This window comes from Gracilibacillus thailandensis, assembly GCF_010994055.1.
In the GTDB taxonomy this organism is placed as follows: Bacteria; Bacillota; Bacilli; order Bacillales; family Amphibacillaceae; genus Gracilibacillus; species Gracilibacillus lacisalsi.
Genome location: NZ_WJID01000013.1, coordinates 22,590 through 36,933, shown reverse-complemented (window position 1 = coordinate 36,933; position 14,344 = coordinate 22,590). Strand labels below are relative to the sequence as shown.

The following is a 14,344-nucleotide window of genomic DNA, read 5'->3' as shown; positions in this document are numbered from 1 at the left end:
CCATGTTGTCTCATTACTACCTAAAAACACAGAGTACTAAAACAAGACCATCAACGTTTATTTCTATATAAATGTCAAGTTAATTATGTACAGTTTTGACTGTTTAAGAATGTACAATTTTAATCATTTTCTTTATCCAAATGATCTTTGATTCTGTAAGAATCACCTATGATATTTACCACTGTAGCGTGGTGTAAAACTCGATCTAAAATGGCATTAGCGAGTTTGGAATCTTGAAAGACCTCATCCCACTGCTTGAAATTAACATTGGTGGTCAGGATGGTGCTTTTCTTCTCGTACCTCATATCAATGAGTTGGAAGAAGAGTTTGGCATCTTCTTGATCAATAGGAAGGTACCCTATCTCATCAATAATTAATAGTTTATATTTCCTGTAATGTTTTAAGCGAGCTTCCAATCTATTCTCGGCCCGTGCTTTTTTTAGGTGCTGAATGAGTTCATGACATTTAATGAAATAAGTACTGTTACGATTCTTAGCTGCAGCTATTCCAATCGATGTCGCCAAATGTGTTTTACCAACTCCACTTGGTCCCAGAAAAACGATGTTTTCTTTATCTTCGATAAATCGTAATGTAGTAAAGTCTAGTATCTGTTGTTTATTAACCGACGGTTGAAACTCAAAGTCAAAATCCTTCACCTCCTTCAAGTGAGGAAAAGCTGCGACTTTGACCATGGAACGTACCATATTTTGCTCACGTCGATCTATTTCATGGTTTGTCCACTTAACGGGCGTTTCGACAAAAGATTGTTGGTTAGATACTGCTGTATCAATAATGTCATCAAGATGTTCATGCATTTGTTTTAGCTTCAAATATTCGAGATTTTTAACGAGTTGCTGGTAACTACTATTCATCTTTATAGACCTCCCCAATAGCCTCTAAATTTCTTTTTGACCAATCATCCGTATCAATACCTTCATGCGTATTCATAGATAAAACTTTTTCATAGTGTGATGGATCATAATTCAGTTTCATTTGACTAATGGGATGTCTAGCGATTAAGGCCGTGTTATAATAAACATGTATATGGTTATCATAAATTTGTAAACCAACGGTTTTTCCTTTGTATTCAGGTGGGACTGAATACTGGTTACTTTGATAAGTAATCATGCTCGATGGATTAACCTTTACAAGTTTATGAACGATTTTATATGAATCTCTTATAGACTTCCTGGGTAGGGGCTGTAGGAGATTCTTTTCTTGTTTAAAAGCCAATATAGGAATTTTTCCTGTTCCTTGGTGGTAGCTATAATTAGCACGTTCACTTAAGGATTGTACAAATTCATGTAACTCTTCATAGTTTAATTGACCTTGATAAGCATGAATTTCATCCAATAATTTCATGACATTTTCGGCTTTTCCTTTCGTTTGTGGTTTACCTGCTTCACATGGTTTAAGGTTAAATCCGAAATCCTTTGAAAAATGATCAAAACGTTCGTTGACCACACCTTTTGAATAAGATGTTCTCGGATGATCCATAACAGTTTTCATGTTATCTGTTAGTAGTATTTTAGGTACGCCACCTAATGACTCAAAGGTTTCGGTAAGAAAAGACATGAGAACACTCTGTGATTTAGATAGCGTCAGGTAAAAAGCTTTGAACCGAGAATGTGATAATAATAAAACCGCAACATTCACATAGATAATTTCTCCATCCCGTGTGATATACTTTATATTTTCTTTCCAATCAAATTGAGCTTGTTCTCCAGGTGGGGTTTCAAATCTCAACACCGGTTTAGCTGAAGGTGTTCGTTTTCCGTTGGAAAAATAAGATTGAAACTCGGGTTTACTAGATATATAACTTCTAAAACGAGATTGTGAGCAATCTAATCCATGATTATCTGTTAAGTACTGCCACAACACCCTCTTATAATAAAAGACTTGCGGTGAATCTTCTGAAAGAAGAAGGGATATCACGCCATAATAATCATCTATTTTAGATTTCCTCCTTCTGGACTTACTAGGAACATATCCATTTAAATACTTATCAACTGTTCGTCGATCGACTTTTAGTTGCCGTGCTAGTTCACTCTTATTAATTTTCATCCCAAGACTCTCCATCATTAGTTTATATTTGGATAAGTCTGTCAGACTATCCACTTTAAAGTCAGTTGTTAAATTAATCGATAAATGCATTCTCCTCACCTCAAATTAAGTATGCATTTATCGGTCAGGGTTGTACATTCTTAAATGATCATTTATGTACATTTATAAACTAGCATTTATATATTTCTACTTCTTCGTCTCATTACTACCTAAAAACACAGAGTACTAAAACAAATAAATATAATTTGTGGGTAGCTGTGAAGTCTCATTACTACCTAAAAACACAGAGTACTAAAACTTATCGGAAAGGCGTTTTATTTTTGGAGAGGTCTCATTACTACCTAAAAACACAGAGTACTAAAACAAACATTTAGGACAAAAATTATTCGATATAGTCTCATTACTACCTAAAAACACAGAGTACTAAAACAATGTATGATGCTTAAATTCTGCAATCTTTGTCTCATTACTACCTAAAAACACAGAGTACTAAAACCCTCCTTTAAATCTTATATTCTATGAATTCGTCTCATTACTACCTAAAAACACAGAGTACTAAAACCCTCCTTTAAATCTTATATTCTATGAATTCGTCTCATTACTACCTAAAAACACAGAGTACTAAAACGTTACCAGTTGCTTTTGTTTTTAAATCGTCGTCTCATTACTACCTAAAAACACAGAGTACTAAAACTGATAGTGGCACCGATGATCCTAATCCGGAGTCTCATTACTACCTAAAAACACAGAGTACTAAAACCCGACGAGGAGCGCCAAATATTCAAGCCGGGTCTCATTACTACCTAAAAACACAGAGTACTAAAACTTATCGGAAAGGCGTTTTATTTTTGGAGAGGTCTCATTACTACCTAAAAACACAGAGTACTAAAACTATACACGACACCTGTGTGATCCTTACCTGGTCTCATTACTACCTAAAAACACAGAGTACTAAAACCCATACAGGTTCGATACTCTGCGATACTTGGTCTCATTACTACCTAAAAACACAGAGTACTAAAACTATACACGACACCTGTGTGATCCTTACCTGGTCTCATTACTACCTAAAAACACAGAGTACTAAAACCCATACAGGTTCGATACTCTGCGATACTTGGTCTCATTACTACCTAAAAACACAGAGTACTAAAACTATACTATTCGCATACTCCATTACTACATTGTCTCATTACTACCTAAAAACACAGAGTACTAAAACCAAACAAAAGGACGAGAAGAACTTGGTTATGTCTCATTACTACCTAAAAACACAGAGTACTAAAACTACTAGTAAAGTGAACCCATCACGATTCATGTCTCATTACTACCTAAAAACACAGAGTACTAAAACGCATTGAAACGAATGCAACGTCAAGAAACGTCTCATTACTACCTAAAAACACAGAGTACTAAAACTAGAGTAATGCAACAATGGCAAATACCTGCGTCTCATTACTACCTAAAAACACAGAGTACTAAAACCTCTAATGAAAATATATCAAACTTTTTCATAAAGTTCCATTATATACTCATAAACCGGCTTATACATTTGGTTACCATCTAGATTTAGTGAAAATTTATATTTCATTTTATACATAAGTGAGCTAAATACATACAAATCTATAGATCTAAATAGTACCACCTCAGCATCCTCAAAGTTTGATAACTCGGGTTTCAACTCAAAAACATCAGCATACCTATATAAAATTGACATTATACTTTGCTGAAGGGCTGAATAATCAAAATTAACTGGACTATTCCACTCTAATTCTTCAATAAAATTACTGCTAAATATCTGCTTACTTTGAATAAAGTAATTCATTCCTGACATTTCTCTAGTTAAAAATTGCTTTGATTTAGTTATAACAAATACAGGTATTGTTTTACTGAATATTTGTAATAATTCATACATTTCTTTTTGTTCTCTTGGACTCAAATAAGTTTCGGGATAGAAGAAAAATACAATACCAGGTTGTTTTAAATTATTGAGTAAATATCTATTCAATATCGGTAACAATAGTTTGTTTTGATGCATAAATTGATTTGTCTCATTTAGCATGTTTAAACCAAGGTCTATTTCAAGTAATTTTATTATCGAATCATAAGTTAGTAGTTTCGGCCTTACTGGTAACTCAGATATAGATTGTTCTACTAAGTCTTCAAGTAATACATTAATATTGTTAATATATCCGTCCGCTTCAACATTATTTAAAAAGCTATGTTTCACCTGTCCTTTCAACAAGGATTTAGAACCCAGTTTTGTTTCTTCCAATAATGCATCATTTGTAAATGTAATAGCATGATATCGAGAAGTAGATAATTCTTCATAATCATTATCAATATCAAGTATCCTTAATTCATTTTTTACTTTACTTTTTGGTTGAAAATATTCTATTAAGGGTTGGATAAGTGATCTTTCATCAGTTGTGTAATTGACAAACAAAGAACTGTACTGACTTATATTAATATGATAATCATCAATATCTCTACGAACTAATAATCGTAGTTCCAAAAATACACCACCTTAAAATTCTATCGTTCTATTTTCGCCTAGTATATCTAAATTTTTATCCTCTTCACCAACTAGAACACTCATTTTTTCAAATTGTTTTTCTGTAATAATAATTGATCTTACATGACCGTCCCGCGGCAGAAAGCGTTTCACCAAGTTAATAGTACCTTCAGCCGCTTCTTTATTTAAACACGACTTAACATAAATAGAGTACTGCATCATTAAAAATCCATGTCTAATTAGTTCTTTACGAAATTTCGTATATGTTCTCCTTTGTTTTTTTGTTTCTACTGGTAAATCAAACATTATCATTACTCTCACAAATCTAAGACTCATGTAGGACTAGTTTTTCTAGACTGGGTAATTGAATCTTTTCTGACTTACCAGTTTCAAAGAATTCTAAAAAGGAGTCTATCGAAATTTCAATTGCTCTTATAAACGTTTGCATTTTATTATTTATTACAATTTTCGAATGTAACAAATTAATTAGCTGAATACGATAATCTTTTGTTAAATAGCCATCAGGTGGGTGTTTTACCACAAAGTAATCGATGATTGGTCGAAATGGTTCTATAATATCTGATGCTAAATTATGTGGGTTTCTCTCCCCTCTATGATATATACCGAGCCCAGAAATAAGTCCTTTAGCAACTATAGTTCGTGCTATTGCAGAGTGAGCAATAGCATAACCATAATTAAGTGCTGCATTTTCGATGTAATTTTGATTACTTCTCGTATAATTTTCATCGAAAAAGCTATTAAAATAGATTCTAGCAGCTTGCCCTTCCACGTTACTTGTATCCTGATTTTCAACTTTAGTAGCTAATTCATTTAATTTTGCAATTCTATTTTTTTCAATGTAATTCCTACGCATTACTTCTGCTTGATTGATTATTTTTCTTTGAATAATTTCCTTCCACAATATACCTTTTAAATCGTGTGTCCAGTTTAACTGTTTCATCATTTGTCGAAATTGTAGCGCGTGCCCAGTTACTGGTTGTATTACGCATTCGGGTAAATACTTTTGGTTGCATAACAATACTAGAATATTATTTTTAGATAACTCAATCATTAGTCGACTTGTTAATTTACAGGTAAGGTCTTCTATTATTATTGCAAAAATATCACGTAAAGGTATTTTTAATTCATCATCTGATTTCTTTACCTTCAAATTATCCAACTGTAATGACAACTGATCTACATTAGTAATATGAATGATCCTCCATCCCAACCATATCAGCTCCTTCTTTATTTATAAAAAGAGAATTTCAATTTTTCATTATTAATAATATACTTGTTCCCCAATACATCAGTTGCCAACTTGACGAAATGTGTTGTATTTCTTGATATTGTTTTAATAAGTCTTTTATTTTTTATATTGTGCTTTTCACAATATTCTTTGTATTCATAGTTTACAGTATTAACTTCAATTCTATTTAATTTATCATTGTTCACTCCTATTAACCTTAGTTCCTCACCATTAATCTCCATGATATCGTTCTTATACAAGCTAAAAACAAAATTCTCTTTTGAGTTTATTTTTTTCTCTTTTAGCTTCTGTTCATATATTTCCCTGTTAATATTATAGCCGTTTTTATTTTCCTTTAGGTCGTTATAGCGTATTGTTATAAACTTGTATAACCCATTTTCAAAATAGACATCCATTCTTAATGGTTTAATAGATAGAGTTATTACTTTTTTATTTTTGGGATTAAATTTATCAGACAAATCATGATATTCACTTAACTTAATGCCATAATATTTTATTGATTTAACAACTGGACCATTACCTTTTTTACTATATTTTGTTAAATATTCACCTGTTTCCTTATAAAATTGTTGTAATGGATTTTTCACTTCACTATATTGCTCAAAAATACGTTCTAATTTTTCATATGTTTGTTTATCATGTTGATACATCAATAAATCTTCAGGGTTTTTATTCATTATCTTTTTCAATTTATCATTATCTGCATCGTAAATATCCTTAATTTTATTGATTACATATTCTTGATCATCTTTAACCCTTGTTGAAAACAAAGTGTCATTCATTAACTGACGATTAGGTTTCATGTCAACTTTATGAGAATATTTATAACCTTTATAGTTTTTGATAGCTTTAATCTTATTAATCTTTTCTGTAAAAGCTGCATTAAATTGATCTTCAGATAAAACTTCACCAGTTTCTGCATCAAGCATGTTATCATTTGCATAAACTAAGTGATCCGCTTTAAAAGATTTTTTATACTCAAATATATGATTTGCCATTGCAACAATTAAAGCATCTTCCGCATGGTGCTTGAAATCTGCACCACGATCCTTATTAAAATCCCATAATTTTCTTAAATAGTTAGTAAACGATCCATTTATAGATTTGATTTTTACATTTTGGTTATTTGCCACAAAAAATTGTTGTAATGTATTCAAAATTTCCCTAGTAGCATATCTTGTGTCCACCAAGTTTCGATTGATAAAATCTTTTTGTACCGAAAACTTGTTTATATCACGTTCTTCCAGTAAATATTCTTTTTTCTTACGAGATACTTTTTGCGAAGACTTTGCTAATTGCAAAACATTTGCCTTGAATTTTTCATAAGTTACAGATGTTTTATTTGATCGAAAATATTGAAATGGTGTAAGGTTTCCTTTCTGTTGGTTTTCTTCTTTTCGTACTAATACTTTGTTATTTTGAGAGTCGTCAAATGAAACAGATCTAGGTATAATATGATCAATTTCATAATGTTGGGGATTGTTCATTAAATCTTCTATTGGAATTGGTTCAATAGAGTACATACAAAGACCATCTTGTAAGTGCCATAATCTAAGCATATTAAATAAACCTTTTGAAGGACTTAGATCCATTGCATCTAACTTTTCTCGAACTTGCTGAATAATCGTTGCATTCCTTTTATTCAAATCATTTAGAAATTTCTTTTTATCATCACTATTCTTTTCACGCGCTAATTCGACAACGATCTCACTTGGAACTCCATATTTTTTTATAACTGCATTGATAATTCGGACCGTTTGCTTAAAGGATCGTTTTACTACTGGAGAAAGGATGTATTCATCTATTTGGGAATAAGGAATGTATGTTTTATTTTCATAATTTACATCCTTAGGTTTATAACCTCTTTCCGTAATTAATTGTATTTGATTCTTAGAAGTTTCCCAAAGATCTGGTAATAGTTGATTTATCATTTTCAAGCTTAAAGAATGCGTTCCACTATAATTCAGATCGCTTATTTGCTCAATTTCTTCTTCATTTAAAGGAAAACCAATTCTTACAAGTTCTTGTTTGACATCATTTTTAGACTGAAAGATGGTAGCTAATTCTGCAATTTTATCTAATGTATCGATTGATTCTAAAATATTTGGCTTACTAGTTATTTTTTTAATGTCATGATAAGTAGATAAAGAAGTCAATAAAGCCTTTCCTTTCGTGTCGATACGAAATCCCTTTATATCGTGTTCATCTACTTTTAGTTCTTTTGCTATACGTTTTAAAGTAACTGATTTATATTGTTTAAATTGATTTTCAATCAACAATTCTTTTTCTTCTTTAGTTAATTTTGTATTTTCTTCTCGATTCAAAATGAGATTATTTAAATCATTTAATAAATTAAAAAGTTGTGCAGAATGAGACTCCTTAACAGCTCTTAATTCATCAGGAAAATAACTACACTTTCCCATCATATTTTCGTACCATTTTTTAATATCTTGATCCCAACCATATTCACTACCATATCCTGGTCCATCATAATATTCACGTCTATTTTCTAGTAGGTCTATATAACTCTCAATTAACTTACCTGTCACTTGTTTATTAAAAGACTTCTGTGTTTCTAATATCTTTTTAGCTTCTTTTACGTAATCTGCGGTTTGAAAACGATTTCGATGGCCGCGTATTTGTCCTTCTTTCTCTAATCTCTCCATCTGAATCTCACATATATATTTATTATCTAATAACTTTTTGTTCCTTTTAATCTGTTCATATGTAGATAACTCATTTTTACTAGTTTTATCATCTTCTGCAACATCTAAGTTATGTATCCCTCTTCTTTTAGCTAAATGAATTAATGCAATCGCTAATTCTTCATTTGATAACGGTTCCGTCAATCCTTTTACTCGAATATGATAAGGGGTTTCCTTATGATTTCGGTAATCTATTCTATCTTCTTTTCTCCATAACCTATGATTATCCAACAATTGGTAAACCCTTTCTATTCGATGACGTCTCCTTCTTAATAGCCTTCTTGTTCCACGGTAACTACGACGGCTTTCATTAAAGGTTTTGTCTGCTTCTGGAAACAAACGAACTCCAGCATCAATAATATTTTGATTTTGATCAATTATTCCCCAACCAACTGATCCAATTCCAATATCTAAACCTAATACATATGGTCGATTCATAGAATATACCTCCCAAATACAATTTAGTCCATTATAACCAAAATCGGACTTTTTTACTATTGTTTTGGCAAAAATATACAAAAAAATCACTTATCTTAAAAGATAAGTGATTTTTTTAGACCCTACTAGAGTCAATTCCGGCACTAAGGCCTTATTTTAGTAGGTTCTGTGTTTTTTGGTAGTAATACAACCCGTCGGTTATATTTGAGACATTTACAATTTACCATTTTCTTGTTTTTTTGTCAAGCCCTTACGGCAACTTATTCCCCGCAATCCGATACAAGTCATACCATTCTTCTCTTGTCAGATTTACTTCTGATGCTTTCGCAATATTTTGCAGGCGTTCTGGATTCATAGTACCTACAATAGGCTGCAATCTAGCTGGATGACGTAAGATCCATGCTATTGCAATCGCTGATTTCGTGACACCCTTTTTCTCTGCATACTCTTGTAATTTTTCATTTAATACAGGGAATTGATCATTATCAACGAATACACCTTCAAAGAAACCATGTTGGAATGGGGACCATGGCTGGATCGTCATATTATGAAGACGACTGTAATCCAACACTCCTCCATCGCGAACAATCGCTGGATCATGCTCCATATTTACATTTAGACCCGCATCGATCATTGGTGTAAACATCAAGCTTAATTGCAGCTGGTTAGCTACTAAGTCTTGCTCAACATATTTTTTTAGTAATTCGATTTGGGTCGGATTTTGATTACTTACCCCGAAGTGGCGAACCTTTCCACTTTGCTTTAACTCATTAAATGCTTCTGCCACTTCTTCTGGTTCAACAAGTGTATCTGGCCTATGTAATAAAAGCACATCTAAATAATCTGTTTTTAATCTTTTTAAACTGCCTTCCACTGAGGCAAGAATATGTTCTTTGGAAAAATCAAAAAAGCCGTCGCGAATCCCACATTTCGATTGAATCACCATTTTTTCTCTAATAGATGGGTTCATATTAATTGCATCAGCGAAAATTTCTTCTGATTTACCGCCACCATAAATATCAGCATGATCAAAAAAGTCTATCCCTAGTTCTAGCGCATTTTCAATCACACGATTTGCATCTTGCTTGGACAATTGGTCCATTCGCATACAGCCTAACGAAATTTCACTAACTTGCAAACCACTGTTACCTAATTCAAGCTTCTTCATCACTCTCACCTCTCCTATTCAATCTAGTCTCATTTTAGCATAGAGATATAATGTAAGCGATTATATTGCTTGATGATGATGGTTCTTGGTTACTGTATTACGTGGCACTGACAGATGAATATATACCGCTTCGCCTAAAGAAAATCGTTGTGATACATCAGTATGAACAGCCCATGTTTGGTCTGCTACTTCTAACGTATAGTGAATTTCTTTCCCTTGAAACTGTACACTAGTAATCAGTCCAGGTAAGCCACTGCCACTTTCATTCTCTTTAGATAATCTAAACTGTTCCGGCCGTACTGGATAAATGTTTTGTTCTTTCATAGCCGAAACGACACCTGTATCTGGCCAGCGGATATCGGAAGCTAACGAAGGGACAAAATGCTTCTCGTTCCAGACACCTTCTACTAAATTGGCTTTTCCTACAAAACGTGCAACGAATGGGGAAACTGGTTTCGTATAGATGTCACTAGGTGTACCGATTTGTTCTATCTCCCCTTGGTTCATCACAACAATGCGGTTTGCCATTGCCAATGCTTCACCTTGATCGTGTGTTACATAGACAATCGTTGCCTTTGTCAACTGATGTAAGGCTTGGATTTCACTGCGCATTTCCATTCTCAGTTCGGCATCTAGATTACTTAGTGGTTCATCCATCAATAATAATTCAGGTTGAGGTGCAATTGCCCGAGCTAATGCCACACGTTGTTTCTGTCCACCAGATAATTCGTTAGGCATCCGCTCAGCAAATGCCTCTAAATCCACCATTTTTAACACTTCGTTTATTCGTTCATGTTGATTCTTTTTTATTTCTTTTCTAACAAATCGATGATGCATTAATGGAAAACGGATATGTTCTTGCACATTTAAGTGCGGCCATAATGCGAAAGATTGAAAGACCATCCCGATATTTCGATGTTCAGGTGGTAATGTTTGCTGCGGATTACCCACTGCATTATTACCGATCACGATCTCTCCTTCACTCGGAGATAGAAAACCTGCTAATAACCGAAGTAATGTTGTTTTGCCACAACCAGAAGGGCCTAAAATCGCAATAAATTCCCCTTCTCGTACTTGCAAATTTATTTTTTTAAGTGCTTGAAATCCGTCAAATTCTTTACTTAGTTGATTAATTGCTATTGTCATTTGACGTTTGCCACCTTTCTGTTCCAAAAGTATTGAAGCACATATAATGTGATAAAACCAATTAAAATTAAAGCGATGATCAAACTGGAAAAGGCTGTTGAGTAAGTGGTATAACCAGATTGCTCAAAACTAAAAATAACTACACCGATTGTTTCGCTATTACTTGACCATAATAAAGAAGATACTGTTAATTCTGTTAATGCTGTGAGAAAAACCAAGAAAGCTCCACTTAGTACACTCGGTAATAACAGTGGAATTAGTATTTTTCGCCATTTCGACCAGCCATTCGAACCACTCACCATTGCCGCTTCTTCCATGGACACATCTACTTGCATAATAGCCGTAATACTTCCCCTTACCTGCAAAATTAAAAATCTAGTAACATAAGCGATAAAAAGTATTATCACTGATCCGTATATACCTGGATTCCAGCCAGGTACAGGCTCCATCCAAGCAAAAATCATCGCTAACGCCATTACGGTTCCTGGTAATGCATATGGTAAACTAATCGACATTTCTGAGAATTGACTCCAACGATTTGGTTTACGAACACGATAATAAGCAAAGGCCGTACCGATTACCACGCCAATAATAGTGGTTACTAGCGCTAGTTGCAAACTGTTTCCGATTGCTCGTTTTGCCTTTGGACTGTTTTCTAAGACAAATTGATAGTTTTTTAGGCTAATATTCTCCCATGTGAAGTCCAATCCATACGCTGATAATAAAGAAGTCATTAACATCGAAATAAATGGTACTAAACTCGTTAACAAGAAAAAGCTCCATAATAGCAACTCTATCAAGTTTTTAGCTTTACCAAGGTGCACGCGAGGCTTTTTGTCCTCTACTGTTGTCTCCAAACGTTTAGACTTTTTTAATAACAGCCATTGCACCAATGTACCACATAAAGCAATAATCCCAAGCAAAACAGAAAGTGTCGCTGCCCGTTGGAATGCTGACGGCCCAAAGCCAACTACTTGTTGATAAATATAAGTACTTAACACATCAATTTGTGCAGGTATCCCCAAAAATGCCGGAATACCAAAATTGTCAAGATTAGCAAGAAAAGCTAGGAAACCACCACTCGCTATTCCTGGGAGAGCCAATGGTACCGTTACTTTCAAAAAGGTTCTCCAGCCACTTGCACCAGATACACGTGCCGCTTGTTCTACTTCACGCGGTACCTTGCGAAATACACTTACAGATAGCAAGTACACTAATGGATAATGAGAAAACCCCAATACAAAAATGATCCCACCCATACTGTATAGATTAATAGGTTCTAGTGAAAAAGGTAGAACCGATACTAATTTTCCATAAAGACCATTTGCACCTAAAAATTGTGTCCATGCTAATGTCGATATATAAGACGGGATCACAAAAGGTAAAATAATAAACACCTGCATCCATTTCTTTGCACGTATATCTGTATAGGCAACGAGCCATGCCAGTAACACGCCTAATGTTACCGAAATGGTTGTGGAACCTAAGACGATCAGAATAGTATCCGTTAATACAGACCAAGTCTTGCTATCTTGTAATATATCGGTATAGTTTTGCAATGATAGCTGACTGTCTACTTGAAAACTTAGCAAAACCAATCGTAAAACTGGTACTAAAAAGAAAATAATAATCGCCAGTAAGGCAATAATTTTAATAAATTTCATCTTAAACAGAGAAGATAATGCACGATTCGGCATTATCTCCTTGGACATATTTTTCATTCTTGACTCATCCTATTCTCCAAACAATTCAGTAAAACGTTCTTTATCTTCTTCTCTTGCTTGATACAATTCCTTAATATCTGCATCCAATACATTCATCTCATCAATAGTCTTCAATCCTTCTGGTGCCTCAACACCTTCACGGATCGGTGTATAGCCAATGTCCTTTGCTAATTCTTGCCCTTCTTCAGAAAGGACAAAATCAACAAACGCTTGGGCTGCTTCTTGATTTTGCGCATCTTTCATAATACCAATTGGCTCTGTAATAACTGGAACCCCTTCATCAGGATAAACTAATGTAACCGGAGAACCTTCTGCTTCTGCACGCGCGACAATAAAGTCTACAACCATTCCGTAATCAACTTCGCCATCTGCTACTGCTTGCAATACTGCTCCATTTCCTTGGGTAACGGTCGGATTATTTGCTTGCAGATTTTCATAAAATTCCCAGCCAAATTGATCATTTCGGGTAAACACTCCTAAATTATATGCCGCTGCTCCAGAATATAACGGACTAGGCATTGCTAAATTATCTGTTGCCTCTGTTAAAGCATTCCATGAAGTTGGCAGTTCTGAAACATTATTGGTGTTGACAACCATTGCCGTTGACATTACTTTCGTTCCAGCATACATATGATCTGGGTCAACAAAATTATCTGGAATAGCTTCTAATTCAGGCGATTCATAAGCTTGCAGCATTTCTTGTTCCTTTAAACTTTCAAATGTTACTGCATCTGCTACAAGCAAAACATCTGCTTGTACATCACCAGCTTGCGCCTCTGCTTGTACTTTACTAATTACCTCTTCCGTGCCAGAACGATACGTAGAAACAGTTACATCTGGATATTGTTGATTAAAAGCTTCCACTAATTGCTCGGCATCAACATCAGGTTGGGATGTATAGAAGGATAATTCACCTGATACTCCGGCTTCTTCTCCGTCTCCCGATGTACTATCAGAACAAGCAGCAAGTAATAATAAAGTCATAAATAAAATTATAGAAGATTTAAATTTAAACATGGTATGATTCCTCTCCTTTACAGTTTGTCTGTTAATTAGTCTGTATTGATTATTGTACAGGCTGACTATTAATAACAATTAAACGGAATGTTTGGAATTTGTTAAGTACGCGTAAAGGAAGAATAAGGTAATCGTCTGGTTGGAGGGGGTTTTGACGAGAGAATGTAAATTTGTTTACATTTCTTTAAAACAATGGAGCTAATTATTTCATAGATGAAAAAGCTGACTGAAAGTAAAATCAGTCAGCTAAAACTAATCAATAGCTGTTTCTATAATAAAGGGGCTGTACCCTTTATT

At 33.9% G+C, this 14,344-nt stretch carries 10 protein-coding genes and 2 CRISPR repeat arrays (1 of these 12 running past the window's edge); all 10 genes read right to left on the bottom strand.

Going from position 1 to position 14,344, the window contains the following annotated elements; all coding sequences use genetic code 11:
- Window positions 1-43: a CRISPR direct-repeat array (repeat unit 36 nt; unit sequence GTCTCATTACTACCTAAAAACACAGAGTACTAAAAC) (it extends 588 nt beyond the left edge of the window).
- A gap of 76 nt (window positions 44-119) precedes the next feature.
- The 10 genes from istB to GH715_RS05400 all read right to left on the bottom strand — a co-directional run bounded on the left by istB (window position 120) and on the right by GH715_RS05400 (window position 14,047).
- The gene (istB, locus tag GH715_RS05445) at window positions 120-872 is read right to left on the bottom strand and encodes an IS21-like element helper ATPase IstB (protein WP_153834601.1); all 753 of its coding nucleotides are present in this window, start codon (window positions 870-872) and stop codon (window positions 120-122) included.
- Entirely contained in the window at window positions 865-2,154 is a 1,290-nt protein-coding gene (gene istA / locus GH715_RS05440; protein WP_153834602.1) for an IS21 family transposase, read from the bottom strand. Before istA ends, istB begins: the two co-directional genes overlap by 8 nt.
- A gap of 106 nt (window positions 2,155-2,260) precedes the next feature.
- A CRISPR array of direct repeats spans window positions 2,261-3,549; the repeat unit is 36 nt; unit sequence GTCTCATTACTACCTAAAAACACAGAGTACTAAAAC.
- 16 nt (window positions 3,550-3,565) lie between these two features.
- The gene (locus GH715_RS05435) at window positions 3,566-4,579 is read right to left on the bottom strand and encodes a hypothetical protein (RefSeq protein WP_153834603.1); all 1,014 of its coding nucleotides are present in this window, start codon (window positions 4,577-4,579) and stop codon (window positions 3,566-3,568) included.
- Between the two features lie 12 nt (window positions 4,580-4,591).
- Complete coding sequence (gene cas2, locus GH715_RS05430) at window positions 4,592-4,891, bottom strand: CRISPR-associated endonuclease Cas2 (RefSeq protein WP_228760258.1); 300 nt, start codon at window positions 4,889-4,891, stop codon at window positions 4,592-4,594.
- Between the two features lie 13 nt (window positions 4,892-4,904).
- Complete coding sequence (cas1, locus tag GH715_RS05425) at window positions 4,905-5,810, bottom strand: type II CRISPR-associated endonuclease Cas1 (RefSeq protein WP_153834604.1); 906 nt, start codon at window positions 5,808-5,810, stop codon at window positions 4,905-4,907.
- A gap of 17 nt (window positions 5,811-5,827) precedes the next feature.
- Complete coding sequence (gene cas9 / locus GH715_RS05420) at window positions 5,828-8,992, bottom strand: type II CRISPR RNA-guided endonuclease Cas9 (protein ID WP_153834605.1); 3,165 nt, start codon at window positions 8,990-8,992, stop codon at window positions 5,828-5,830.
- Window positions 8,993-9,242: 250 nt separating this feature from the next.
- Window positions 9,243-10,160 (bottom strand): aldo/keto reductase, encoded by a 918-nt coding sequence (locus tag GH715_RS05415; RefSeq protein WP_153834637.1) that lies wholly within the window; start codon window positions 10,158-10,160, stop codon window positions 9,243-9,245.
- 60 nt (window positions 10,161-10,220) lie between these two features.
- Window positions 10,221-11,306, bottom strand: a complete 1,086-nt coding sequence (locus GH715_RS05410; RefSeq protein ID WP_153834606.1) for an ABC transporter ATP-binding protein — start codon at window positions 11,304-11,306, stop codon at window positions 10,221-10,223.
- Entirely contained in the window at window positions 11,303-13,027 is a 1,725-nt protein-coding gene (locus tag GH715_RS05405) for an ABC transporter permease (RefSeq protein ID WP_153834607.1), read from the bottom strand. The genes GH715_RS05410 and GH715_RS05405 overlap by 4 nt, the downstream gene beginning before the upstream one ends.
- Window positions 13,028-13,039: 12 nt before the next feature.
- Window positions 13,040-14,047: an ABC transporter substrate-binding protein gene (locus GH715_RS05400; RefSeq protein ID WP_153834608.1), complete on the bottom strand. Its 1,008-nt coding sequence runs from the start codon at window positions 14,045-14,047 to the stop codon at window positions 13,040-13,042.
- Window positions 14,048-14,344: the final 297 nt, after the last annotated feature.